General features: G+C 67.8%; 25 protein-coding genes. 14 read left to right on the forward strand and 11 right to left on the reverse strand.

Annotated elements, in window-relative coordinates:
- The first annotated feature begins 134 nt into the window (after positions 1-134).
- From glyA to DID99_RS17250, 7 genes are all read left to right on the forward strand, one after another.
- Positions 135-1,382: a serine hydroxymethyltransferase gene (gene glyA, locus DID99_RS17220; RefSeq protein WP_044844095.1), complete on the forward strand. Its 1,248-nt coding sequence runs from the start codon at positions 135-137 to the stop codon at positions 1,380-1,382.
- A 6-nt stretch (positions 1,383-1,388) separates the two neighbouring features.
- Complete coding sequence (gene nrdR, locus DID99_RS17225; RefSeq protein ID WP_006760615.1) at positions 1,389-1,868, forward strand: transcriptional regulator NrdR; 480 nt, start codon at positions 1,389-1,391, stop codon at positions 1,866-1,868.
- A 152-nt stretch (positions 1,869-2,020) separates the two neighbouring features.
- Positions 2,021-2,578 carry a GspH/FimT family pseudopilin gene (locus tag DID99_RS17230; protein WP_124528988.1) on the forward strand — a complete coding sequence of 186 codons (558 nt, stop codon included), beginning with the start codon at positions 2,021-2,023 and terminating at the stop codon, positions 2,576-2,578.
- Entirely contained in the window at positions 2,575-2,997 is a 423-nt protein-coding gene (locus DID99_RS17235) for a hypothetical protein (RefSeq protein ID WP_044844097.1), read from the forward strand. The genes DID99_RS17230 and DID99_RS17235 overlap by 4 nt, the downstream gene beginning before the upstream one ends.
- Positions 2,981-3,820, forward strand: a complete 840-nt coding sequence (locus DID99_RS17240; protein WP_124667204.1) for a PilW family protein — start codon at positions 2,981-2,983, stop codon at positions 3,818-3,820. The genes DID99_RS17235 and DID99_RS17240 overlap by 17 nt, the downstream gene beginning before the upstream one ends.
- 106 nt (positions 3,821-3,926) lie before the next feature.
- A complete protein-coding gene (locus DID99_RS17245; protein ID WP_124488706.1) occupies positions 3,927-4,475 on the forward strand; it encodes a pilus assembly protein in 549 nt (182 codons plus the stop codon).
- On the forward strand, positions 4,472-4,924 hold the full coding sequence (locus tag DID99_RS17250) for a type IV pilin protein (RefSeq protein WP_124571656.1): 453 nt from the start codon (positions 4,472-4,474) through the stop codon (positions 4,922-4,924). The genes DID99_RS17245 and DID99_RS17250 overlap by 4 nt, the downstream gene beginning before the upstream one ends.
- A gap of 79 nt (positions 4,925-5,003) precedes the next feature.
- Here DID99_RS17250 and DID99_RS17255 read toward each other — a convergent pair whose 3' ends face one another.
- The 3 genes from DID99_RS17255 to DID99_RS17265 all read right to left on the reverse strand — a co-directional run bounded on the left by DID99_RS17255 (position 5,004) and on the right by DID99_RS17265 (position 6,307).
- Positions 5,004-5,447, reverse strand: a complete 444-nt coding sequence (locus DID99_RS17255; protein WP_124571657.1) for a DUF3318 domain-containing protein — start codon at positions 5,445-5,447, stop codon at positions 5,004-5,006.
- 43 nt (positions 5,448-5,490) lie between these two features.
- Positions 5,491-5,880: a phage holin family protein gene (locus tag DID99_RS17260; protein ID WP_124667205.1), complete on the reverse strand. Its 390-nt coding sequence runs from the start codon at positions 5,878-5,880 to the stop codon at positions 5,491-5,493.
- Positions 5,881-6,004: 124 nt separating this feature from the next.
- Complete coding sequence (locus tag DID99_RS17265; RefSeq protein ID WP_044844101.1) at positions 6,005-6,307, reverse strand: YqjD family protein; 303 nt, start codon at positions 6,305-6,307, stop codon at positions 6,005-6,007.
- Between the two features lie 319 nt (positions 6,308-6,626).
- On the opposite strand from DID99_RS17265, the gene DID99_RS17270 reads away from it, so the two are divergent.
- Positions 6,627-7,265, forward strand: a complete 639-nt coding sequence (locus DID99_RS17270) for a peroxiredoxin (RefSeq protein ID WP_034182833.1) — start codon at positions 6,627-6,629, stop codon at positions 7,263-7,265.
- A 138-nt stretch (positions 7,266-7,403) separates the two neighbouring features.
- Here DID99_RS17270 and DID99_RS17275 read toward each other — a convergent pair whose 3' ends face one another.
- Entirely contained in the window at positions 7,404-8,591 is a 1,188-nt protein-coding gene (locus tag DID99_RS17275) for an acyl-CoA dehydrogenase (protein WP_044844102.1), read from the reverse strand.
- A gap of 123 nt (positions 8,592-8,714) precedes the next feature.
- Here DID99_RS17275 and DID99_RS17280 point away from each other — a divergent pair, with 123 nt between their 5' ends.
- On the forward strand, positions 8,715-9,506 hold the full coding sequence (locus DID99_RS17280; protein WP_044844103.1) for an IclR family transcriptional regulator: 792 nt from the start codon (positions 8,715-8,717) through the stop codon (positions 9,504-9,506).
- A 144-nt stretch (positions 9,507-9,650) separates the two neighbouring features.
- On the opposite strand, the gene DID99_RS17285 is transcribed toward DID99_RS17280, so the two are convergent.
- The gene (locus tag DID99_RS17285) at positions 9,651-10,454 is read right to left on the reverse strand and encodes an EAL domain-containing protein (RefSeq protein WP_044844104.1); all 804 of its coding nucleotides are present in this window, start codon (positions 10,452-10,454) and stop codon (positions 9,651-9,653) included.
- A 380-nt stretch (positions 10,455-10,834) separates the two neighbouring features.
- On the opposite strand from DID99_RS17285, the gene DID99_RS17295 reads away from it, so the two are divergent.
- From DID99_RS17295 to fahA, 5 genes are read left to right on the forward strand one after another with little or no spacing between them, the layout of a single operon-like run.
- Positions 10,835-12,523: an FAD-dependent oxidoreductase gene (locus DID99_RS17295; RefSeq protein ID WP_124571658.1), complete on the forward strand. Its 1,689-nt coding sequence runs from the start codon at positions 10,835-10,837 to the stop codon at positions 12,521-12,523.
- A gap of 29 nt (positions 12,524-12,552) precedes the next feature.
- Positions 12,553-12,783, forward strand: coding sequence for a DUF2783 domain-containing protein (locus DID99_RS17300; RefSeq protein ID WP_044844106.1), 231 nt, complete (start codon positions 12,553-12,555; stop codon positions 12,781-12,783).
- Positions 12,780-14,141 carry an MFS transporter gene (locus tag DID99_RS17305; RefSeq protein ID WP_124571659.1) on the forward strand — a complete coding sequence of 454 codons (1,362 nt, stop codon included), beginning with the start codon at positions 12,780-12,782 and terminating at the stop codon, positions 14,139-14,141. The genes DID99_RS17300 and DID99_RS17305 overlap by 4 nt, the downstream gene beginning before the upstream one ends.
- Before the next feature lie 15 nt (positions 14,142-14,156).
- A complete protein-coding gene (gene hmgA / locus DID99_RS17310; RefSeq protein WP_044844108.1) occupies positions 14,157-15,491 on the forward strand; it encodes a homogentisate 1,2-dioxygenase in 1,335 nt (444 codons plus the stop codon).
- The gene (gene fahA / locus DID99_RS17315; RefSeq protein ID WP_124667206.1) at positions 15,488-16,792 is read left to right on the forward strand and encodes a fumarylacetoacetase; all 1,305 of its coding nucleotides are present in this window, start codon (positions 15,488-15,490) and stop codon (positions 16,790-16,792) included. The genes hmgA and fahA overlap by 4 nt, the downstream gene beginning before the upstream one ends.
- Positions 16,793-16,896: 104 nt before the next feature.
- Here the strand turns inward: fahA and DID99_RS17320 are convergent, their stop codons facing one another.
- The 6 genes from DID99_RS17320 to DID99_RS37310 all read right to left on the reverse strand — a co-directional run bounded on the left by DID99_RS17320 (position 16,897) and on the right by DID99_RS37310 (position 23,174).
- On the reverse strand, positions 16,897-18,057 hold the full coding sequence (locus tag DID99_RS17320) for an MFS transporter (RefSeq protein WP_124571661.1): 1,161 nt from the start codon (positions 18,055-18,057) through the stop codon (positions 16,897-16,899).
- A gap of 138 nt (positions 18,058-18,195) precedes the next feature.
- Positions 18,196-19,365 (reverse strand): MFS transporter, encoded by a 1,170-nt coding sequence (locus DID99_RS17325; RefSeq protein ID WP_124667207.1) that lies wholly within the window; start codon positions 19,363-19,365, stop codon positions 18,196-18,198.
- A 364-nt stretch (positions 19,366-19,729) separates the two neighbouring features.
- Positions 19,730-20,497 (reverse strand): 5,6-dimethylbenzimidazole synthase, encoded by a 768-nt coding sequence (bluB, locus tag DID99_RS17330; protein WP_124667208.1) that lies wholly within the window; start codon positions 20,495-20,497, stop codon positions 19,730-19,732.
- 142 nt (positions 20,498-20,639) lie between these two features.
- Positions 20,640-21,638 carry a 2-hydroxyacid dehydrogenase gene (locus tag DID99_RS17335; protein ID WP_124522820.1) on the reverse strand — a complete coding sequence of 333 codons (999 nt, stop codon included), beginning with the start codon at positions 21,636-21,638 and terminating at the stop codon, positions 20,640-20,642.
- Between the two features lie 30 nt (positions 21,639-21,668).
- Positions 21,669-22,655, reverse strand: a complete 987-nt coding sequence (locus DID99_RS17340) for a LysR family transcriptional regulator (protein WP_124571663.1) — start codon at positions 22,653-22,655, stop codon at positions 21,669-21,671.
- Between the two features lie 279 nt (positions 22,656-22,934).
- Positions 22,935-23,174 carry a hypothetical protein gene (locus DID99_RS37310; protein WP_185733787.1) on the reverse strand — a complete coding sequence of 80 codons (240 nt, stop codon included), beginning with the start codon at positions 23,172-23,174 and terminating at the stop codon, positions 22,935-22,937.
- Positions 23,175-23,253: the final 79 nt, after the last annotated feature.

Here is a 23,253-nt window from a genome sequence, read left to right on the forward strand (position 1 = left end):
CGCCGTTGCGTGCATCGCCGGTGGCTGTCCCGTCTCGCGTCATACGGATTCTTCCGCCACGTCGAGCTGGTTCCGCCAGCAGCGCAATGTACTCGGCCGCCCCGGTCAACCTGTACACACTTAACGGAAACCGTATGTTTGACAGAGCCCAAAGCACCATCGCGAACGTCGATCCCGAACTCTTTGCAGCGATCGAGCAGGAAAACCGCCGCCAGGAAGATCACATCGAGCTGATCGCGTCGGAAAACTACACGAGCCCGGCCGTGATGGCCGCACAGGGCTCGCAGCTCACGAACAAGTACGCGGAAGGTTATCCGGGCAAGCGCTACTACGGCGGCTGTGAGTACGTCGACGTGGTCGAGCAGCTGGCGATCGACCGTGTGAAGCAGCTGTTCGGCGCGGAAGCCGCGAACGTGCAGCCGAACTCGGGTTCGCAGGCGAACCAGGGCGTGTTCTTCGCGATGCTCAAGCCGGGCGACACGATCATGGGCATGAGCCTCGCGCATGGCGGCCACCTGACGCACGGCTCGCCGGTGAACATGTCGGGCAAGTGGTTCAACGTCGTCAGCTATGGCCTGAACGAACAGGAAGACATCGACTACGACGCGGCCGAGAAGCTGGCTAACGAGCACAAGCCGAAGCTGATCGTCGCGGGTGCATCGGCATTCGCGCTGAAGATCGACTTCGAGCGTCTCGCGAAGATCGCGAAGTCGGTCGGCGCGTACCTGATGGTCGACATGGCGCACTACGCGGGCCTGATCGCAGCGGGCGTGTACCCGAACCCGGTGCCGCACGCGGACTTCGTCACGACGACGACGCACAAGAGCCTGCGTGGCCCGCGCGGCGGCGTGATCCTGATGAAGGCCGAGTACGAGAAGCAGATCAACTCGGCAATCTTCCCGGGTATCCAGGGCGGCCCGCTGATGCACGTGATCGCCGGCAAGGCGGTGGCGTTCAAGGAAGCACTGTCGCCGGAGTTCAAGGAATATCAGCAGAAGGTCGTCGAGAACGCACGCGTGCTGGCTGAAACGCTGGTCAAGCGTGGCCTGCGGATCGTGTCGGGGCGCACCGAAAGCCACGTGATGCTGGTGGACCTGCGCGCGAAGAACATCACGGGCAAGGCAGCGGAAGCGGCACTCGGTGCGGCGCACATCACGGTGAACAAGAACGCGATCCCGAACGATCCGGAGAAGCCGTTCGTGACGAGCGGCATCCGCCTGGGCTCGCCGGCGATGACGACGCGCGGCTTCGGCACGGCGGAAGCCGAGCAGGTCGGCAACCTGATCGCCGACGTGCTCGAGAACCCGGAAGATGCAGCGACGATCGAGCGCGTGCGCGCGCAAGTGGCCGAGCTGACCAAGCGTTTCCCGGTCTATCGCTGATCCGGCATGCGCTGCCCGTTCTGCCGGCATGAGGACACGCAGGTCGTCGACTCGCGCGTGTCCGAAGATGGCGCCGCGATTCGTCGGCGCCGTCGTTGCTCGGCTTGCGACAAGCGCTTCACGACGTACGAGCGGGTCGAGCTGAACCTGCCGGCCGTCGTGAAGAAGGACGGCAGCCGCACGGAATTCGACCGTCGCAAGATCGTCGCCAGCATGCAACTCGCGCTGCGCAAGCGGCCGGTTGCGGCTGACGCGATCGACGCGGCGGTCGCCCGCATCGAATATCAGCTGCTCGCAACCGGCGAGCGTGAAGTGCGTAGCGAGAAGCTCGGCGAGCTCGTGATGAACGAGCTGCGCGGCCTCGATACGATCGCCTATGTCCGTTTCGCGTCGGTTTACCGCCGGTTCGAGGACGTTTCCGAATTTGCCGACGTGATCGAAGAGTTCCGTCGCGCGTCCCCCTCCAAGCCTCCGCGTAAGCGCTGACGCGCTGCGTCCGTTCATCGTCTTCTCCGTGGTTCAGTTCGCGCCGATTGTGTCGGCTGCGATCGCACGTCGCCAGTCGGCCGTTCGGCCAATGGCGCGCGTTCGCTCGCGTCGCTACAGTCGACGCATCACGTTGACGGAGGGCGATCGCGATGGGACTGCACCGGCAGGGTGTTGAAAAACGCATGCGATGCGGCGGCTTCACGCTCGTCGAGTTGATGGTCGCGATCGCGCTGGCAGCCGCGATCGGACTTTACGCCGCACCCGCATTCGATCAGTGGCGCATGCGCGAACGCGTGGAGGCCCGCGCGCTCGCGCTGCTTGGTGCGCTGTCGTTCGCGCGCACCGAGGCGACGCGTCTCGGCGTGCGTGTCACGCTGTGCAGGGCCGGGCGCGATGGCGACTGCGTGCGGCCCGGCGAGCGGTGCGATCCGGCGGAATGGTCGTGCGGCTGGATCGTCAGCGGGCAGTTCGACGGGCAGTCGCGCGTGCTGCGGCGCTATCCGCGCGATGCCGACGTCGCTATCGCGGGCGCGGCGCACGATCTGGCATTTGCGCCGTCGGCAGGCCAGGTGATCGGCGGGATCCGGCGTTTCGAATTGCGTCCGCAGCGTGCGCTGCCCGGCGATGACGCACGCGTATCGCGCTGCATCCGGATCGCGGCGGGCGGTCGGGCACGCGTCGTCGCCGGTCGTTGCGACGCGGCATGACGTGCGCACGCAAGTCGATGCGCGGCACGTCGCTGCTCGAAGCGGTGCTGGCCATCGCGTTGCTCGCAACCGTGATGCTGGCCGTGGCCGGCAGTCAGCTCGCGATGACGCGCACGCAGCGGGCGACGATCTGGCGTGAACGCGCGCTGTGGCTGGCCGACGCTCGCATCGAGCGCCGGCGCGCGGCGACGGGCGCCGACGACGGCATCGCGGCGCTCGCGGCTGCATCGCTGCCCGGCGGCACGATGACGCTCGACGATGGGCCGGCCGGTGTCCGCTACGTGGTGGTCGGCTGGCGCGACACCAACGCCTACGCGGCGACTTCCACGCGATGTGAAGGTGCGGGCGCTACGGTCAAGCCGGCGTCGTGCGTGCGGATACCGTTTCGGGAGGCCCATGCCGATGCGGACGAACGCTGATCGCCGCAGCCGCGCGCATACGCTGCTCGAAGTGCTGATCGCGATGACCGTCGGCCTGCTCGTGCTTGCCGCGGCCGGTGCGCTGTACCACGCCCAGCGCATCGCGCAGCGGCGCGCGGAAGACGGGTTCCGGATGCGCGATGCGGCCGCGACCGCGCTGATGCTGATCGGCCAGCAGATCCAGATGGCCGGGTTTCGTCCGCTCGATGTCGAAGGGGCGTCATCGCTGCCGCCGGTGTTCGGTTGTTCCGCGGGGCGCGTGCGAGGCGATGGCGCGCAGGTGCGCTGCGAAGCCGTGCGCGCAGCGTCGGATGCGGTGCTGGTTCGGTATGTCGGCGATGCCGTGTCGACGTGGCCGACGGTCGGTGCACAGGTGTCGGATTGTCTCGGGCAGGGTGTCGGCGCTCCCGGTGAGCGGCCGCTCGTGGAAAACCGTTTCGACGCGCATGTCAGCCCGTCGACGGGCGAGCCCGAGTTGTACTGCGAGGGAAGCGGGCGCCCGGGTACGCCGCAGCCCGTCGTGTCCGGCATCGATCAGTTGCGGGTCCGTTACCTGCGTCGCGAAGGCGCGCGGTTCGTCGACGCGGAGGCGATGGGTGCAGGCGACTGGCACGATGTCGTCGCCGTGCATGTATGCGTGCGGGCGCGTGGCGAACCGATTGACGGGCCCGCGCGTCATGTCGATTGCGACGGCCGCACGGCCGTTTCGCGGGATGATCGCGCGCTTCTGGTGCTGCATCGAATCGTCGCGTTGCGCAATGCCGCGGTCGCCTTCGCGGATCCCGTCCGTGACGCGGCGCAGGACCACGAGGTAGCGCGATGATCCATGCAACCGGATTCGTCGGCGAGCTTGCGATGCGAATCGCGGCCGTCCGCGCAAGGGGGCGCATCGTTGCTTTCTTCGACTCACGGCAAGCGGTGAGGGCCTCATGCTGAGCGGAAGAACGACGCGCGCACGCTTTCCATCCGCCAGCCGCGGCTGGCGTCGCGACGCGGGCCTTGCACTGCCTGCCGTGATCGCTGTCGGCGCGGCGGTCGCCGCGCTGACCGGTACATGGTTCGAATCCGCGCTGACGGAATCGCGCCGCACGCGTGCATTGTCGGACCGGTTGATTGCATTTCACGCGGCCGACGCAGCACTGGCAGCCTGTACCGCGCGATTGCTCCGCGGCGGGGCGCCGTACATGGACGAACCGCTATCACCCGGCGAGCCGGATGCATGGCGGCGTACGCCCGCGCTGGGCGTCGACGATGCATTCGCGCCGTTCGCCTCCTGGCCGATGGCGGCCCAGCCGCCGCGTTGCCTGATCGAAGCCTGGCGAGGCGTCGGTCCGCAAGGGAGTCGCGCTTACCTCGTCACCGCGCGTGGTGTCGGTGGCCATGCGTCGAGCGTGGTCTGGCTGCAGAGCCAGGTCGCGCTGCGCGACGGACGCATCGTGGCGCAGCGCTGGCGTCGCGTCGCGGCGGTGCATCGATGAAAGCGCCTGGATTGCTGCGCCGGTTGGCGGCGTTCACGTTGCTCGAACTGATGATCGTGCTTGCGATCGTCGCCGTGCTGGCCGCGTGGGGCGTCCCGTCATATCGCGAACATGTCGCGCGCATGCATCGCGCGTCCGCGGTCGCCGCGCTGTATCGCGCCGCTCAATATCTCGAAACGCTCGACGGCCCGGCGCCGCAGACGTTGCCGGACGCATACGCACAGGCACCGCCGGACGGGCAGGCGATTTACCGCGTGGGGCTGAAACGATCGGTCGGCGACGATGCGCAGGTCGTCTACGAACTCGTTGCGAACCCGCTCGAGGCAGGCCCGATGCGCGCCGATGCATGCGGCGCATTCACGCTGCGTTCGGACGGCACGAAAGGCAATACGGGATCGAGCGACGCAGCGTCCGAGACACTGGAGCGGACATGCTGGGGCGTGCGCTGATCGCCCGATTACCCGATCGTCCGATCACGCACGGAAAAACGCGCACCGCCGGATGGCCGTGCACGCCCGTCGTTGCGTATCAGTCGTCGCTCGCGGCCATTGCGCGTTCATCGCGCGACTGTTTCCAGATCCGGTAGAACTCCCACGCGGCGAAGCCGACGGTGCCCCACTTCAGCGCGGGGCCCGCGCTCGCGCGCAGCAGCGATCGAATGGGTTTCGCCAGCACGAGCGACGCGAGCGAACTCAGCATCGGATACTGGTTGACGAGCTGGCCGAGGTTCGCGTTCAGGTTCTTGGCGGACTGGCTCAACTTGCCGCTCGACAGGCCGGGGATGAACACCTTGAGCCAGCTGAAGCGCGTGACGGCGTGGCGCATTTCGGCGGCGGCTTCGGCAAGCTCGAGCCGCTCGACCTCGGATCGCAGGATCAGCAATTCCTTGCGGAGCGCGCGATGCTGCGACGCGCTCCACTTCGATCGCGACGAATGGGGGCGGGGCGAGTGGCCCGTGACGTTCTGGCTCATGGCGCGTCGGCGAAGTAGGTGAGAGGGGTGAACGCGACTGCGTTCACGGCTTGCCGCGGAAAGCCTCGCGGTCTTTCTCGAGCTCGGCGAGCGTTGCTTCGAACACGGTCGGCGCCTCGCGCAGGCTCGTGCGCGCCTTCAGCGCACATGCGATACCGGCGATCGCGTACAGCGCGGTGATGACCGCGAGCGATTGCCACCGGTAGGTGTCCCAGAACGCGATCGTGACGAGCACGGTCAGGCTGATGAGCGCCATCGTCGCGAGCATCATGGCCGCGAGCCCGAGGAACAGCACGCCCATCAGGCGTTCCTTCTCCTCGGCGAGTTCGATGCCGACCAGTTCGAGGCGCGTCTGCAGCAGGCCGATCGCGGAGCCGACGAAGCGGCGCAACGGTCCCTGGCCGGACGGCTGCGAGTGGGTGTCTGTCGTCATGAATAAGGCGCTTGCGCGCGCAGTGAGCGTCTAGGTCAAAGCTGGCCGGCGGCGAACCGCCGGCCGGCTTCGGCGCCCATGTGCCGCACCGGGCGGCGCATGGGGCGGAACGGCGCCGAGCGCGTTACTTGCGGTTGATCAGCAGGCCGATCAACACGCCGACGCCGGCGGCGACGCCGATCGACGTCCACGGATGCTCGTGCACGTAGTCGTCGGTCGCGCGCGCGGCCTTCTTGCCTTTCTCGACCACCACGACCTGGACGTCGGTTGCCTTTTCCTTGGCCTGCTTCAGGCGCGACAGGGCTTTTTCGCGCAGTTCGGCCGCACGGTCGCCCGTGCTGCTCGCCGCTTGCTTGAGCAGATCCTCGGCGTCCGCGAGAACGGTTTTGATATCCGACATCAGTTTCTCCTTGTTGATTTCCGACATTGCAACTCCCTTCATGCTGTCATGCTGCAGGTTCACATCCTAGCGAAACGCCTGCCCGCTGGCGAGCCGGGACAAATAAACGGCGGCAGTGCAAGACTGCATGGTAAACGACTCGTAATCGTCAACAGAGCTTCAGACGATACGAAAAGTTTCCCTGGGCGCCATTCGTGCCGCGCCGCCACCCGGCAAAAATGACAAAAAAGTATGAATATCAAACGTAATAATCGTTCGCATGTCTCATTGCTTCCCGTAAGCTGATGGACTGTCCCGCGCCATCCAGCGCGCGGTTTCAACCAGCATCGTTCGAGGAGGGAACATCATGAGTCTGCGTCTTGGCGACATCGCACCGGATTTCGAGCAGGAATCGAGCCTGGGCCCCATCAAGTTTCACGAGTGGCTGGGCGACAGCTGGGGTGTCCTGTTCTCGCACCCGGCCGATTACACGCCGGTGTGCACGACTGAACTCGGGCTGACCTCGAAGCTGAAGGGCGAATTCGAGAAACGCAACGTGAAGGTGATCGCGCTGTCGGTCGACGGCGTCGAATCGCACAAGGGCTGGATCAACGACATCAACGAAACGCAGTCGACCGTGGTCGGTTTCCCGATCATCGCCGACGCGGACCGCAAGGTTTCGCAGCTGTACGACATGATCCATCCGAACGCGAACGAAACGCTGACGGTGCGCTCGCTGTTCGTGATCGACCCGAACAAGAAGGTGCGGCTCACCATCACCTATCCGGCCAGCACCGGCCGTAACTTCGACGAAGTGTTGCGCGTGATCGACTCGCTGCAGCTGACCGACAATTACAAGGTCGCGACGCCCGGCAACTGGAAGGACGGCGACGACGTCGTGATCGTGCCGTCGCTGCAGGATCCGGAAGAGCTGAAGAAACGCTTCCCGAAGGGTTTCAACGCCGTGCGGCCGTACCTGCGCCTCACGCCGCAGCCGAACAAGTAAGGAGCGGCTGCCGCATCGGCGGCGCGTGACGAACGCGCGTCGATGAAAACGGCCCGCCCGGCAGCGATGCCGGGCGGGCCGTGTCGTTTCAGCGGCGACGATGCGGCGCGAAGGGCGCCGCGCCGCGCATCAGAATGATCAGAAGAATGCCTGGATGCCCGTCTGGGCGCGGCCGAGGATCAGCGCATGGATGTCGTGCGTGCCTTCGTACGTATTCACCACTTCGAGGTTCACGAGGTGGCGCGCGACGCCGAATTCGTCCGAGATGCCGTTGCCGCCGAGCATGTCGCGCGCGAGCCGCGCGATGTCGAGTGCCTTGCCGCACGAGTTGCGCTTCATGATCGACGTGATCTCGACGGCCGCCGTGCCTTCGTCCTTCATCCGGCCGAGACGCAGCACGCCTTGCAGGCCGAGCGTGATTTCGGTCTGCATGTCGGCGAGCTTCTTCTGGATCAGCTGGTTCGCGGCGAGCGGGCGGCCGAACTGCTTGCGGTCGAGCACGTACTGGCGCGCGGTGTGCCAGCAGGACTCGGCTGCGCCGAGCGCGCCCCAGGCGATCCCGTAGCGCGCCGAGTTCAGGCACGTGAACGGGCCGCGCAGGCCGCTCACGTCGGGCATCAGGTTCTCTTCGGGCACGAACACTTCGTCGAGGACGATCTCGCCGGTGATCGACGCACGCAGCCCGACCTTGCCGTGGATCGCCGGCGCCGACAGTCCCTTCCAGCCCTTCTCGAGAATGAAGCCGCGGATTGCGTCCTTGCCGTTTTCTTCCAGTTTCGCCCACACGACGAACACGTCGGCGATCGGCGAGTTGGTGATCCACATCTTCGCGCCGGACAGCGAATAGCCGCCGGGCACCTTCTTCGCGCGCGTGACCATGCTGCCCGGGTCGGAGCCGTGGTTCGGCTCGGTCAGCCCGAAACAGCCGATCCATTCGCCGCTCGCGAGCTTCGGCAGGTATTTCTGCTTCTGCGCGTCCGAGCCGAATTCGTGGATCGGCACCATCACGAGCGACGACTGCACGGACATCATCGAGCGGTAGCCGGAGTCGACGCGCTCGACTTCGCGCGCGATCAGCCCGTAGCTCACGTAATTGAGACCGGGGCCGCCGTATTCTTCAGGAATCGTCGGGCCGAGCAGGCCGATCTCGCCCATCTCGCGGAAGATCTCGGCGTCGGTGCGCTCGTGGCGGAACGCTTCGGTCACGCGCGGCGCGAGCTTGTCCCTCGCGTACGCGTGCGCGGCATCGCGCACCATCCGCTCTTCTTCGGTCAGTTGCTGGTCGAGCAGCAGCGGATCGTCCCAATGAAAAGTTGCAGCAGCCATCGTTTCATCTCCTGTCGGCCCCGGGTTGGCGCTTCGCCGCCTGGCCCGATGTCTAAAGTTCGCTTGACTCATGTTCCGCTGTGCGGAACAATGTTTTGCAAAACGAACCCAGTGTAGCATCAGATGACGCTTTCAACCATCGACGAAACCACGATCGACGAACGCAAGTTCGTCGTTGCGCTCGCGCGCGGGCTCGACCTGCTGCGCGCATTCCGGCCCGGCGAGACGATGCTCGGCAATCGCGACTTCGCGGAGCGCACCGGGCTGCCGAAGGCGACGGTGAACCGGCTCGCCTACACGCTGACCGTGCTCGGCTACCTGCGCTACGACGAGACGCTCGGAAAGTATGCGCTCGACGCCGGCGTGTTGTCGCTCGGCTACGCGCTGCTGTCCGGCTCGGGCACCCTCGATCTCGCGCGGCCGCACATGCAGGCGCTCGCGCGCGAGATCGGCGCGGCCGTGTCGCTCGGCTGCCGGGACGGGCTCGACATGATCTATCTGGAGACGATCCGCAGCGAAACGGCGCTGACGCTCGGGCTGGCGCCCGGCTCGCGGCTGTCGATGCTGACGAGCTCGATGGGGCGCGCGTACCTGGCCGTGCAGCCGGAGGACGTGCGCCGCGCGCTCTACGCGGATCTGCACCGGGCGGCGGGCGGCGCGGCCGATGCGGATGCACTCGTCGCGGCAGCCCAGGACGCGGTGGCCGAATTCTCCGCAGGCGGATGCTGTTATTCGTTCCGCGCGTGGCACATGGACGTGAACGCGGCGGCCGTGCCGTTTCGCGAGCCGCGCGAGGGGCGCTGGCTGATCCTGAGCTGCAGCGGGCCTGCGTCGTCGATGGACGAGGACGTGTTCCGCACGCAGGTCGGGCCGAAGCTGAAGGCGCTCGCGCAGCGGCTCGGGCAGACGGTCTGAAACAGGCCCTGCGCGGCGTGTCGCCGGAGCGCCCGGGCACGCGAGCGGGCGCGCCGACATCCCGATCCTCACCGCTACCCGCTCGCTGAATCGAATCCACGATCCTGCGCGGCGCTCCCCGCGCGCCGGCAGCCACACCGCCAATCAGGCCGTGACGACCTTCGCGAACACCGGCCCCTGCATGAACCGCACGTCGTGCTGGCGCAGCAGCTCGCACTGCGTCTCGTCGACGACGCCGTCGAAAATCAGCGGAATCCGCACGCGCTGCGCATACGCGACCAGCGCCTTCACCATCCCGTCGCGCAGCGCGATGCCCGCATCCATCTTGATGTAGTCGGGCCGCGCCATCTCCGATTCGACCGCGAGGATCCGGCCCGGGTCGGGCAGCTTGTCGGCGACCTTGAAGCCGTGATGCTGGTAGCTGCGCGTCAGATAGCCGAGGAAGGTCTTGTGCGCGACCGCGACGGCCGGCAGCTCGATCACGATCCGCTCGGTCGGTAGCCCGAAGCGCTGCAGCACCGACGAGAAATGCTTGCCGTGGTCGTACTTCACGCTCTTGAGCAGCCGTTCATGCACGCGCAGGAACAGCAGCCCGTGACGTTGCGCGCCGAAGAAGTTGATCGCGTGCAGCGCGCGCGACAGCCGGTCGATCGCGACGAGCGTCTGGTCGTCGACGGCCGAATCGACCGGGTCGTGCGGCGTGCCCGTGACCAGCGTGACGGCCTGGAAGCCGAGTTCGTCGCCGTAGCGCTCGATCGCGTCCGCGAACGACGTCGACTGCGGCGCGCCGGGCATCGTCACGTCGTAGATCGGTTCATAGGCGCTCGCGAGCGTGCGCTCCGGCAGATTGGCGCACGCGGTGCCGCCCTCGGCGAGCGCAAGGTGTTCCCGCAGATACGGCAGTTGCCCGGCACGGACGACCAGCTCGGGAATGTTGGGCGGAATCATCGGCGTGGGAAGGAAAAAATGGCGGCCGAAAGGGCCGCCTCATCTCTCGATATTAGCAGCGCGAGCCCGGCTCGGCTTGGCGTTTCGCTCATATGGTTATCCCGTTCCGAAACCGGCGGCTAGGGTTTACGTTGATTTCACTATTCGTAATTGGTTTTACTATTCGTAAATCCAAGAATGTGTCGCCGATCAAGAAAAGCGGCGTTCGGGCGCCCGCAGCGGTGCCGTTTCCCGAATCGGATCAACAGGAAGCAAGGAGCGAGACGTGGCGGTTGACAGGAAGTGGACGGAACAGGGCGGGCCGCGGCGGCGGCGGGCAACGGGCCTGAGCGGAACGACGCTGCGCGCGCCGGCATGCGCACGGCAGGGTTGAGGAGCGGATGGCGACCATGAGCATCGATTACCAGACGCTGAAGTTCGACTACCGGCCGCGCGCGACGCGCGCCGCCGGCGATGACGCGACCCTCCACCCGGTGATCGTCGTCGGCGCGGGCCCGGTGGGCCTGTCGGCCGCGATCGACCTGGCGCAGCAGGGTGTGCCGGTCGTGCTGCTCGACGACGACGACACGCTGTCGACGGGCTCGCGCGCGATCTGCTTCGCGAAGCGCACGCTCGAGATCTTCGACCGGCTCGGCTGCGGCGAGCGCTTCGTCGACAAGGGCGTGAGCTGGCATGTAGGCAAGGTGTTCCTGCAGGACGAACAGCTGTATGCGTTCGACCTGCTGCCGGAGGAAGGCCACGCGCGTCCCGCGTTCATCAACCTGCAGCAGTACTACGTCGAAGGCTATCTGGCCGAGCGCGCGTTCGCGCTGCCCAACCTCGACATTCGCTGGAAGCACAAGGTGACGGGTGTCGCGCAATCGGCGGAACACGCGACGCTCACCGTCGAGACGCCGGAAGGGATCGAGACGCTGCGCGCGCAATACGTGATCGCGGCCGACGGCTCGCGCAGCCCGATGCGCGCGGCGATGGGCCTCGAGAGCCGCGGCCGCACGTTCAAGGACCGCTTCCTGATCGCCGACGTGAAGATGAAGGCGGAATTCCCGACCGAACGCTGGTTCTGGTTCGATCCGCCGTTCCATCGCAACCAGTCGGTGCTGCTGCACCGCCAGCCCGACAACGTGTGGCGCATCGACTTCCAGCTCGGCTGGGACGCCGATCCGGTCGCCGAGAAGCAGCCGGAACGCGTGATCCCGCGCGTGCGCGCGCTGCTCGGGCCGGACGTCGAGTTCGAGCTCGAATGGGTGAGCGTCTATACGTTCCGCTGCCAGCGGATGGACACGTTCCGTCATGGCCGCGTGCTGTTCGCGGGCGATTCCGCGCACGGCGTGTCGCCGTTCGGTGCGCGCGGCGCGAACAGCGGCGTGCAGGACGCGGACAACCTCGCGTGGAAGCTGAAGCTCGTGCTCGACGGCCGCGCGCACGACCGCCTGCTCGACACCTACGCGAGCGAGCGCGAGTTCGCGGCCGACGAGAACATCCGCAATTCGACGCGCTCGACCGATTTCATCACGCCGAAGAGCGCGGTGTCGCGCGTGTTCCGCGACGCGACGCTGAAGCTAGCGCGCGACTGCGAATTCGCGCGCAAGCTCGTGAACAGCGGCCGCCTGTCGGTGCCTGCCGTGCTGACCGATTCGCCGCTGAACACGCCGGACCGCAACGGCGACGCGTTCGCGTGCGCGATGCGGCCGGGCGCGGCGGCGGCCGATGCGCCGGTGCGCGCGCAGGGTGCGTCCGGCTGGCTGCTGCGGCATCTGGGCGACGGCTTCGCGGGCATGCTGTTCGGGCTGCCGGGCGACGCCGCCGCGCTCGCGCAGGCGCTCGACGGCCTCGCGCTGCCGGTGCGGCCGGTGCTGGTCGTGCCGGCCGGGCATGCGCAACCGGTGGCCGGCGTCGACGTCGTGGAGGACGTCGACGGTTTCGTCGCGCAACGCTACGACGCGAAGCCCGGCACGTTCTACCTGCTGCGTCCCGACCAGCACGTCTGTGCACGGATGCGCACGCTCGAGCGCCAGGCGATCGCCGACGCACTGGCGCGCGCGACCTGCGCACGCGCAACCGCGCATTGACTACGACAACGATACCGGAGACACCCGTCATGCCCCGACTCGACACCCGCCCGCGCCTGGCCGATCCGGACGCGTTCTACGAAGCGCTGATCGACATGCATCGCGACCTGTCGGACGCCGACAGCCAGCTCGTCAACGCGAAGCTGATCCTGCTGCTCGCGAACCAGATCGGCGACGCCGACGTGCTGCGCGAAGCGATGGCGCTCGCGCGCCAGGGCGTGACGCCGCCCGTGCATCCGGCCGCCGAGGCGGCGCAATGAGCGCGGCGCCGGCCGACGCGCGCGTGCTCGAAGTCGAGCGCGTGATCGACGACACGCATCGCCCGGGCTTTCACTGGATGCTGCTCGTGTTGTGCGGGCTGTGTCTCGTGATCGACGGCTTCGATGCGCAGGCGATGGGGTATGTCGCGCCGAGCGTGATCGCCGAATGGGGCGTGCCGAAGCAGGCGCTCGGGCCCGTGTTCAGCGCGAGCCTGTTCGGGATGCTGCTCGGCGCGCTCGGGTTGTCGGTGCTGGCCGACCGGATCGGGCGGCGCCCGGTGCTGATCGGCTCGACGCTGTTCTTCGCGGTGACGATGCTCGCGACGCCGTTCGCGGGTTCGATCCCGGTGCTGATGGCGCTGCGCTTCGTCACGGGCCTCGGCCTCGGCTGCATCATGCCGAACGCGATGGCGCTGGTCGGCGAGTTCAGCCCGGCCGCCCATCGCGTGAAGCGGATGATGATCGTGTCGTGCGGCTTCACGCTCGGCGCCGCGCTCGGCGGCTTCATCAGCGCCGCGCTGATTCCGGCGCTCGGCTGGCGCTCGGTGTTCTTCGTCGGCGGCGCGGTGCCGCTGGTGCTGACGCTCGCGATGTTCGCGCGGCTGCCCGAATCGCTGCAGTTCCTGGTGCTGAAAGGGCGCGACGCGCAGGCACGCGCCTGGCTCGCGCGCTTCGCGCCGCAGGCCGGCATCGACGCGACCACGCGCCTCGTCGTGCGCGAGCGCGCGGCGAGCGGCGCGCCGGTCGCCGAGCTGTTCCGTCATGGCCGCCTGCCGGTCACGCTGCTGCTGTGGGCAATCAGCTTCATGAACCTGATCGACCTGTACTTCCTGTCGAACTGGCTGCCGACGGTGATGCGCGACGCGGGCTATTCGCCGGGCACGGCGGTGATCGTCGGCACGGTGCTGCAGACGGGCGGCGTGATCGGCACGCTGTCGCTCGGCTGGTTCATCGAACGCTACGGCTTCGTGCGCGTGCTGTTCGCGTGCTTCGCATGCGCGGCCGTGTCGGTGGGGCTGATCGGCTCGGTCGCGCATGCGCTGCCGTGGCTGCTGCTCGTCGTGTTCGCCGGCGGGTTCTGCGTGGTCGGCGGGCAGCCGGCCGTGAACGCGCTCGCGGGCCAGTATTACCCGACGTCGCTGCGCTCGACCGGCATTGGCTGGAGCCTCGGCATCGGCCGGATCGGCTCGGTGCTCGGGCCGCTCGTCGGCGGACAACTGATTGCGCTCAACTGGACCAACGGCGCGCTGTTCCATGCAGCCGCGGTGCCCGTGCTGTGCTCGGCGCTGTTCGTGCTGGGCCTGGCCGGCGTCACGCGGCGCAGCGGGGCGCAGGCGCCGAACGCCGCCTTGAATTGATGGAGAAAGGAAACGATGACGCTTGACCTGTCGAAACCGGCGACCGCCGGCTACCTGAGCGGATTCGCGAACGAATTCGCGACCGAGGCGCTGCCCGGCGCGCTGCCGCACGGCCGCAACTCGCCGCAGCGCGCGCCGTACGGGCTGTATGCGGAGCAGCTGTCGGGCACCGCGTTTACCGCACCGCGCAGCCACAACCGCCGCTCGTGGCTGTACCGGATCCGGCCGGCGGCCGTGCACCGGCCGTTCGAGCCGTTCACGGGCCCGCAGCGGCTCGTGTCGGAATTCGGCGATTCGGCCGACGTGCCGCCGACGCCGCCGAACCAGCTGCGCTGGGATCCGCTGCCGATGCCGGTCGAGCCGACCGATTTCGTCGAAGGGCTCGTGACGATGGCCGGCAACGGCTCGGCGGCCGCGATGAACGGCTGTGCGATCCACCTGTACGCGGCGAACCGCTCGATGCAGGACCGCTTTTTCTACAGCGCCGACGGCGAGCTGCTGATCGTGCCGCAGCAGGGGCGGCTCTTCATCGCGACCGAATTCGGCCGGCTCGACGTCGAGCCGTTCGAGATCGCGGTGATTCCGCGCGGCGTGCGTTTTTCCGTCGCGCTGCCGGACGGCGATGCGCGCGGCTACATCTGCGAGAACTTCGGCGCGCTGCTGCGCCTGCCGGACCTCGGCCCCATCGGTTCGAACGGACTCGCGAACCCGCGCGATTTCCTCACGCCGCAGGCCGCGTACGAGGATCGCGAGGGCGCGTTCGAGCTGGTCGCGAAGCTGAACGGGCGCCTGTGGCGCGCGGACATCGGCCATTCGCCGTTCGACGTCGTCGCGTGGCACGGCAACTACGCGCCGTACAAATACGACCTGCGCCTGTTCAATACGATCGGCTCGATCAGCTTCGACCATCCCGATCCGTCGATCTTTCTCGTGCTGCAGTCGCCCAGCGACACGCCGGGCGTCGACACGATCGACTTCGTGATCTTCCCGCCGCGCTGGCTCGCGGCCGAGGATACGTTCCGCCCGCCCTGGTTCCACCGCAACGTCGCGAGCGAGTTCATGGGGCTCGTGCACGGCGCGTACGACGCGAAGGCCGAAGGCTTCGTGCCGGGTGGCGCGAGCCTGCACAACTGCATGTCGGGCCACGGGCCGGACGCGGACACGTTCGAGAAGGCGTCGGCGAGCGACACGACGAAGCCGCACAAGGTCGACGCGACGATGGCGTTCATGTTCGAAACCCGCACGCTGATCCGGCCGACGCGCTATGCGCTCGACACCGCGCAGCTGCAGGCCGACTACTTCGAATGCTGGCAAGGCATCAGGAAACACTTCAATCCGGAGCAACGATGAGCGATACCCAAGACTGGCGCGCGACGCTCGACCCGGCTCGCAAGAGCTGGGTCGAGACGGCGAACGATCCCGCCTGCGATTTCCCGATCCAGAACCTGCCGTTCGGGATCTTCAGCGATGCGAAGCAACCGGCGCGCCGCGCGGGCGTCGCGCTCGGCGACCAGATCGTCGACCTCGCCGCGCTCGCGCGTGCGGGCCTCGTGACGCTGCCGGCCGGCGCCGACGTGTTCGCCGCGCCGACGCTCAATGCGTTCATCGCGCTCGGCCGCGATGCGTGGCGCAGCGTGCGTGTGCAGCTGTCGACGCTGTTTTCGCGCGACGACGCGCGACTGCGCGATGACGCCGCATTGCGCGCGCAAGCGCTCGTCGCGCAGCGCGATGCGACGCTGCACCTGCCGGTCGACATTCCCGGCTACACCGATTTCTATTCGTCGAAGGAGCATGCGACCAACGTCGGCTCGATGTTTCGCGATCCGAAGAATGCGCTGCTGCCGAACTGGTCGGAGATGCCGATCGGCTACAACGGCCGTGCGTCGTCGGTGGTCGTGAGCGGCACGCCGGTGCGGCGCCCGAACGGGCAGCTGAAGCTGCCCGACCAGGAGCGTCCGGTGTTCGGCGCGTGCCGCAAGCTCGACATCGAACTGGAGACGGGCTTCATCGTCGGCCGCGGCAATGCGCTCGGCGAGCCGATCGCGTGCGAGGATGCCGAAGCGCATATCTTCGGGATGGTGCTGCTGAACGACTGGAGCGCGCGCGACATCCAGCAGTGGGAATACGTGCCGCTCGGCCCGTTCAACTCGAAGGGCTTCGCGACGACGATCTCGCCCTGGATCGTCACGCTCGATGCGCTCGAACCGTTTCGCGTCGCGCAGCCCGAACAGTCGCCGCAGCCGCTCGCGTATCTGCGGCACGCGGGCGAGCATGCATTCGACATCGCGCTCGAAGTGACGCTGCGCGCCGAAGGTGCGGCCGAAGCGACGTCGATCTGCCGCACCAACTTCAGGCACATGTACTGGACGATGGCGCAGCAGCTCGCGCATCACACGGTCGCGGGCTGCAACACGCGCGTGGGCGACCTGATGGGTTCGGGCACGATCAGCGGGCCGACGAAGGATTCGTTCGGCAGCCTGCTCGAACTGACGTGGAACGGCAAGGAGCCGCTCGCGCTGAACGGCGGCGGCAGCCGCGCGTTCATCGAGGACGGCGACGAGCTCACGCTCGCCGGGTGGTGCCAGGGCGATGGTTATCGCGTCGGCTTCGGCACCTGTGCCGGCAAGATCTTTCCCGCGCGGGGCGCGTGACGGATCGCGGCGCGACACGTAGCGCGTAGTCCGGAAGGACAGGGCGGCCCGCATTAAGTGGGCCGTTTTCGTTTTGTCGGCGGGGTGTGGCGCGTGTGCGCCCGTCAGACCGCGCGCTGCAACGCGGCGCGTCGTTCCCACAGCGCTGCCGCGACGAATGCGGCGACGCACACGACCAGCACGCCGATCAGTGCATTGCTGCCGAGTTGCTCCATCAACGCGCCGGCGACCAGCGGACCGCCGAAGCTCGCGGCGCTCCACGACGCCGACACGAGCGAGCTCGCGGTGACGAGCGCCGCGCCGCGAAAGCGTTCGCCGCACGCGACGAGCGACAGCGTGTAGATGCTGCCGGCCGCCGCGCCCAGCACGAACAGCAGCGGCCAGCATAGCCACGGGTTCGCGATCACGAACGGCAGCAGCGGCAGGCCTGCGAGCACGATCCAGCCGGCGCCGAGGTGCACGCGTTCGCGGCCGAGCTTGTCCGCGAGCCAGCCGATCGGGAACTGCATCGCGGTGTCGCCGAACAGCATGATCGACGCGAGCAGCACGGCGGTCGCGCTCGCAACGCCGTGATCCATCGCATAGAGCGGCAGCAGCGACAGCGCGAGCGTATCGAACAGCGCGAAGAAGCCCGTGCCGATGATCAGCGCGGGCATGCGCGGCAGTACGGCGAACCAGCTGTCGTGCGCTGCGTGATGTGCGTCGTCGCCGGCGAGCGGCGCGCGCCGGATCGTCGCGAGCGCCGGCAGCGCGAGCAGGAACAGCGCGCCGCACAGCGCGAAGCGGATGCGCGTCGCGCCGGCGATCTGGCTGACGAGCACCGGGCCCGTCATCTGGAACAGCGTGAAATTGGTCGCGTAGATCGCGACCACGCGGCCGCGTGTCGAGTCGTCGGCGAGCTGGTTGACCCATGCCTCGCCGATCGTGAACAGCAGCATCAGCGCCGCGCCGCACAGCACGCGCAGCGCACCCCACACGATCAGGTTCGACGTGAACTGCATCAGCGCGGTGGCCGCGGCGAGCAGCACGACCGACACGACGATCGCGCGGCGCGCGCCGATGCGCCGTGCGAGTGCGGTGACGAACGGGACGATCGCGAGACCGCCCAGGGCCTGCGCGGCCGTCAGCATGCCGACGACGTTGGTGCCGTGTCCGGCTTCGGTCAAGGCGAGCGCGGTGAGCGGCATCGTGGCGCCGGTGCCGAGACCGACCACCGCGACGCTGAGGATCAGCGCGAGGAAATCACGATTGAGAATGGCTTTCATCGGCCGCGATGCTACACCGTGGCCCCTGAAAGGTCCATGAAGGCCGTCAGGATCGAATGGGGTTGCGTGCGCAACGATCGCGGCGGCGCGCGGGCGCGGACGCGCGCCGTGCCGCCGCGCGTCGCCGCCGCGCGCGCGTCATACGTATCCGGTCGGCCCGCTCACGGGGCGGCGTTCGAGCGACGCCGACCACAGCGTGAGCGCGAGTGCGGCGACCGCCATCGCCGCACCGACCCACGGCAGGTTCACGAGCGACACGCCGGATCCGATCGCCATCCCGCCGAGCCACGCGCCCGTCGCGTTGCCGAGGTTGAACGCGCCCTGGTTCAGCGTCGACGCGAGGTTCGGCGCGTCGCTCGCGCGATCGACGATCAGGATCTGCAGCGGCGGCACGATCGCGAACGCGAGGATGCCCCAGACGAAGATCGTCGCGAGTGCCGCGAACGGCAGGTGCATCGTGCCCGCGAACAGCGCGAGGACGATGCCGATCAGCGCGAGCGTCGCGATCAGCGACGGCATCCCGCGCCAGTCGGCGAGCTTGCCGCCGAGCGTGCCGCCGACGGTCAGGCCGAGACCGAACAGCAGCAGCACGTAGGTGACCTGGCGCGGCGAGAAGCCCGTCACGTCCTCGAGGATCGGCGTGATGTACGTGAACACGCTGAACAGGCTCGCCGACGCGAGCACGCTGATGCCGAGCACCATCAGCACCTGCGGGTGCTTCAGCACGCTGAATTCGCGCGTGATGCTGGTGTCGGGCATCGCGAGGTGCTTCGGCAGGCATACCGCGAGCGCGGCGGCCGCGGCGATGCCGATGCCGGTGACGGCCCAGAACGTCGCGCGCCAGCCGTACGCCTGGCCGAGCGCGGTGCCGAGCGGCACGCCGAGCACGTTCGCGAGCGTGAGGCCGGTGAACATCAGCGCGATCGCCTGCGCGCGGCGGTTCGGCGCGACGAGGTTGCTCGCGACCACCGAGCCGATCCCGAAGAACGCGCCGTGGCAGAACGCCGTGACGACCCGCGCGGCCATCAGCACCGCATAGCCGGGCGCGATCGCGCAGAACAGGTTGCCCGCGATGAACAGCCCGATCAGGCCCATCAGCGCGCGCTTGCGCGGCATCTTCGCGGTGACGATCGCGAGGATTGGCGCGCCGATCGTCACGCCGAGCGCGTAGCCCGACACGAGCATCCCGGCGGCCGGGATCGATACGCCGAGGTCGCGGGCGACGTTGGGCAGCAGCCCCATGATCACGAACTCGGTGGTACCGATTCCAAATGCGGCGACGGCAAGGGCGAAAAGAGGTAATGGCATCGCGGTGGGCTACGGAAAAGGCCGCGGCCCGAGATCGGCGCGGCATGCGCGGAAGGGGCGGGGCGAGGAGATATCAGCCGCGATTCTACTTCAGTGAAAACCCCTATGCTCGGGGTCAAAATGGTTGTTGCCGGCGTGCGACGGGTGACGGCCAAGATGCGCCCAAAGTGTGGGATTTGGCTGTGCTCAGTGCTCAGTGCTCAGTGCTCAGTGCTCGGCGCTCGGCGCTCGGCGCTCGGTGGCAAGGCAAGGGCGAGAGCGAGGGCGAGAGCGAGGGCGAGGGCGAGGGCGAGAGCGAGGGGAGGCGTAATATCGGGTCGGAGCAAGACCGGCGAAGCGGCCGTTCCGCGCCTCGTGCATCCCGTCAGCGGTCGGACAGGGCGCCGGTGGGTGTCGAGCCGGAGCGGTCGTCAGGTGCGGCAAGCTCAGGCGACGGCGACGGCGATGATCCGCCGGTCGCGCCGGATGCTGCGTTGCCATCGGCGACCCCGGCCGCCGACGCATCCCAGCCGTTTTCGAACAGGCACGCCTCGATCGGCATCCGCGCGGCCCACCGCTCTTCCTCGAGCATCGGCTTCGCATAAAACGCGTCGACGTGCCCGACGCACAGCACGGCGATCGGCTTCGCGCCGGCCGGCATGCCGAGCAACGTGCGCAGCGCGTCGACATCGAACAGCGACACCCAGCCCATCCCGAGCCCTTCGGCGCGCGCGGCGAGCCACATGTTCTGGATCGCGCAGGCGGCGGACGCGAGGTCCATCTCCGGCAGCGTGCGGCGGCCGAACACGTGGCGCTCGCGGTCGTCGGTCAGCGCGACGACCAGCAGTTCGCCGCATTCGCGCACGCCTTCGACCTTCAGCCGCATGAATTCGTCCTGCCGCTCGCCGAGCGCGTCGGCGGTTGCGCGGCGCTCGGCCTCGACCAGCGCATGGATCGCGGTGCGCAGCGCGGGATCGGTGATGCGGATGAAGCGCCACGGCTGCATGAAGCCGACGCTCGGCGCGTGGTGCGCGGCGCGCAGCAGCCGCGCGAGCGTGGCCGGATCGACGGGTGCCGACGTGAAGTGGCGCATGTCGCGCCGTTCGAAGATGGCGCGGTAGACCGCGGCAATGGCGGAGTCGTCGAAACGCATGAGCGGCAGAAGCAGGGGGAGGTCGGCGCAACGATAGCAGACGCCGCGCGCGCAGCGTTACATCAGTCGAAATAAATTGACGAATCGTTGATGGATCGCGTGCGCTCAGGCGCTGCGCCACCGCCGTGCGGAACGACGCGCCTCAGCGCCCCGTCGTGACGACGTTGGTCGGCGTGCCGGCGTGCCACGCCTCGATGTTCAGCAGCGTCGTGTGCGCGATCTCGGCGAGCGCCTCGCGCGTGAAGAACGCCTGGTGCGACGTGACGATCACGTTCGGGAACGTCAGCAGGCGCGCGAGCACGTCGTCCTGCAGCGGCAGGTCGGAGTGATCTTCGAAGAAGAGGCCGCTTTCCTCCTCGTAGACATCGAGCCCGAGATGGCCGAGCTGGCCGCTCTTGAGCGCGTCGATCAGCGCCGGCGCATCGACCAGGCCGCCGCGGCCGGTATTGATCAGCATCGCACCGTGCTTCATCCGCGCGAGCGTCTGCGCGTTGATCAGATGGTGCGTCGACGGCAGCAGCGGGCAGTGCAGGCTGATGATGTCGGCATGGTGCAGCAGTTCGTCCAGCTCGACGTAGCGCGCGCCGTACGCGATCAGCTCCTCGTCGTACGGCGGCATCGAGTGTGCGAGCACATGCATCCCGAAGCCCATCATGATCTTCGCGAACACGCGGCCGATCAGGCCCGTGCCGATCACGCCGACGGTCTTGCCGTGCAGGTCGAAGCCGAGCAGGCCGTTCAGCGAGAAGTCGCCTTCGCGCGTGCGTGCGACCGCGCGCGGCAGCCGGCGGTTGAGCGCGAGGATCAGCGCGACCGCGTGTTCGGCGACCGCATGCGGCGAATATGCGGGCACCCGCACGACCGCGATGCCGAGCCGCTCGGCGGCCGCCAGGTCGACATGGTTGAAGCCGGCCGAGCGCAGCGCGATCAGGCGCGTGCCGCCGTCGGCGAGCCGTTCGAGCACGGCCGCGTCGACGGTGTCGTTGACGAACGGGCAGACGACCTCATAGCCGTGCGCGAGGATCGCGGTTTCCGCGTCGAGGTGCGACGGCTGGAAGTGCAGCCGATAACCGAATGACCGATTGGCGGCGGTGAACGATTCGTCGTCGTACTGCCGGCTGCTGAACAGGATCACGCGCACGCTGCACCTCCGATGGCTGTCGCGTGCAGTTTACTGCAGGCCCGTCTGCCGGCCCGCGACGATCTCGGCGCGATCGGGCGTGTGCAGGAAGCCGTAGCCGGTCCGCTCGCGGGCCGCCTGCGCGCCGAAATGCTCGAGCGCATGCTCGACGAAGCTGCGCGTGCGGGCCGGCACGTACTGGCGGTTCGGGTAGACGAGCGACAGCTGCGCGTCCGGGTCGTCGATCCGGTAAGCGGGCAACAGCCGCACCAGCGTGCCGGTGGCGAGTGCGTCGGCGACGCTCGGCTCGGGCAGTACCGCGATGCCGGACCCGGCGACGGTTGCAGCGTGCACGAGCGCCAGCTGGTTGACCGTGCAGGTCGGGCGCACCGTGACCGAATGCGTGACGCCGTCGTGGCCGACCAGCCGCCACGCGGGCGCATGCTGGTGCGGCGCGAGCGCGACCCAGTCGTGGCCCGGCAGGTCGTCGGGTGCGCGCGGCTCGCCGCGCCGTTCGAGATAGGCGGGCGCCGCGCAGGCGACGAACGGGTTCGGCGTGAGCGCGTGGCCGATCAGCGTCGGGTTGCCGTCGAGCCGGTTGCCGGTCACGATGCCGACGTCGTAGCCCGAATCGAGCACGTCGAGCGGCCCCTCGGCGACGGTGAGCTGCACGCGCAGTTCGGGGTAGCGGTGCCGGAAACTGCTGACGAGCGGCGTCAGCGCGAGCGGCGACAGCAGGCCCGACGCGACGACGCGCAGCGTGCCGGCCGGCTCGCGCACGGCGTGCGCGACGGATGCCTCGAGATGGTCGAATTCCTCGAGCAGCGCACGGCAGCCGTCGAGGTAGCGCAGGCCGGCCTCGGTCAGCGACAGGTTGCGCGTGGTGCGGTGGATCAACCGCGTGTTCAGGTGAGACTCGAGCATCGCGATCGAGCGCGTGACGAGCGCGTTGGACACGCCTAGATGGTGCGCCGCGCGCCGGAAGCTCTGCTGCTCGGCGACGCAGACGAACACACGCATGGTCTGAATCTGGTTCATGGCTCGCGAATTTCTGGCCCGGTTGATTGATTTTGGTTGGGATTTTTCGTCAAACGACCTGGAAAACCGTCGCGCAACCCCCGGGTCTCGTTCGTCTCGAAAAATCGGTTTTCGATTCTGCAGACGATTGTTCATTACGGAAGCGATATCGTCAACCTGAGAAAAGGGGCGGCTTGCGTAAAATCGAAATCGCGGGTATCGATTTAACGCATCGGCGGCGCTGGCATGCGCCTGGGTTAGTCCGGCGTGTATTCGGAAGGTCCGCCTTGTATTTTAATATTACTCATATAAATCAATATATTGATTCGGTCTGGATGCGACGTCGTGCGGTAATGGGTGAAATCGCTCACCAATAGATGCTGCGATAGTGGATGTTTTTGTGCCGGTCTGGTTTTCGTGTGCCGATGCCAGTCGCGCGATTTTTATCGTGGTGACCGGTATTCCGGTAGATGCATGCGGCATGCTGAACTCGGGCGTCAGGATGCGCATCTCAATATTGCCGGAGAAAATCGCGGGCATCGACCGTCCGTTGGAACCGTTTCGCATGCGGCCGGCAATGCCGCGGCAATACGAAACCCGGTCGTGCGACGCGGGCGCG

Origin of the sequence: Burkholderia sp. Bp8986 (assembly GCF_003854225.1) — a bacterium.
In the GTDB taxonomy this organism is placed as follows: Bacteria; Pseudomonadota; Gammaproteobacteria; order Burkholderiales; family Burkholderiaceae; genus Burkholderia.

Coding starts and splice junctions, on each gene's coding strand:
- DID99_RS17240 (WP_124667204.1), top strand. CDS start 2,981: ATGCGGACGAACGCTGATCGCCGCAGCCGCGCGCATACGCTGCTCGAA.
- DID99_RS37310 (WP_185733787.1), bottom strand. CDS start 23,174: ATGCCCGCGATTTTCTCCGGCAATATTGAGATGCGCATCCTGACGCCC.
- DID99_RS17230 (WP_124528988.1), top strand. CDS start 2,021: ATGGGACTGCACCGGCAGGGTGTTGAAAAACGCATGCGATGCGGCGGC.
- DID99_RS17260 (WP_124667205.1), bottom strand. CDS start 5,880: ATGACGACAGACACCCACTCGCAGCCGTCCGGCCAGGGACCGTTGCGC.
- DID99_RS17255 (WP_124571657.1), bottom strand. CDS start 5,447: ATGAGCCAGAACGTCACGGGCCACTCGCCCCGCCCCCATTCGTCGCGA.
- DID99_RS17235 (WP_044844097.1), top strand. CDS start 2,575: ATGACGTGCGCACGCAAGTCGATGCGCGGCACGTCGCTGCTCGAAGCG.
- DID99_RS17300 (WP_044844106.1), top strand. CDS start 12,553: ATGCCCCGACTCGACACCCGCCCGCGCCTGGCCGATCCGGACGCGTTC.
- DID99_RS17270 (WP_034182833.1), top strand. CDS start 6,627: ATGAGTCTGCGTCTTGGCGACATCGCACCGGATTTCGAGCAGGAATCG.
- DID99_RS17265 (WP_044844101.1), bottom strand. CDS start 6,307: ATGTCGGAAATCAACAAGGAGAAACTGATGTCGGATATCAAAACCGTT.
- fahA (WP_124667206.1), top strand. CDS start 15,488: ATGAGCGATACCCAAGACTGGCGCGCGACGCTCGACCCGGCTCGCAAG.
- DID99_RS17250 (WP_124571656.1), top strand. CDS start 4,472: ATGAAAGCGCCTGGATTGCTGCGCCGGTTGGCGGCGTTCACGTTGCTC.
- DID99_RS17280 (WP_044844103.1), top strand. CDS start 8,715: ATGACGCTTTCAACCATCGACGAAACCACGATCGACGAACGCAAGTTC.
- glyA (WP_044844095.1), top strand. CDS start 135: ATGTTTGACAGAGCCCAAAGCACCATCGCGAACGTCGATCCCGAACTC.
- bluB (WP_124667208.1), bottom strand. CDS start 20,497: ATGCGTTTCGACGACTCCGCCATTGCCGCGGTCTACCGCGCCATCTTC.
- DID99_RS17305 (WP_124571659.1), top strand. CDS start 12,780: ATGAGCGCGGCGCCGGCCGACGCGCGCGTGCTCGAAGTCGAGCGCGTG.
- DID99_RS17245 (WP_124488706.1), top strand. CDS start 3,927: ATGCTGAGCGGAAGAACGACGCGCGCACGCTTTCCATCCGCCAGCCGC.
- DID99_RS17295 (WP_124571658.1), top strand. CDS start 10,835: ATGGCGACCATGAGCATCGATTACCAGACGCTGAAGTTCGACTACCGG.
- hmgA (WP_044844108.1), top strand. CDS start 14,157: ATGACGCTTGACCTGTCGAAACCGGCGACCGCCGGCTACCTGAGCGGA.
- DID99_RS17340 (WP_124571663.1), bottom strand. CDS start 22,655: ATGAACCAGATTCAGACCATGCGTGTGTTCGTCTGCGTCGCCGAGCAG.
- DID99_RS17325 (WP_124667207.1), bottom strand. CDS start 19,365: ATGCCATTACCTCTTTTCGCCCTTGCCGTCGCCGCATTTGGAATCGGT.
- DID99_RS17275 (WP_044844102.1), bottom strand. CDS start 8,591: ATGGCTGCTGCAACTTTTCATTGGGACGATCCGCTGCTGCTCGACCAG.
- DID99_RS17320 (WP_124571661.1), bottom strand. CDS start 18,057: ATGAAAGCCATTCTCAATCGTGATTTCCTCGCGCTGATCCTCAGCGTC.
- nrdR (WP_006760615.1), top strand. CDS start 1,389: ATGCGCTGCCCGTTCTGCCGGCATGAGGACACGCAGGTCGTCGACTCG.
- DID99_RS17285 (WP_044844104.1), bottom strand. CDS start 10,454: ATGATTCCGCCCAACATTCCCGAGCTGGTCGTCCGTGCCGGGCAACTG.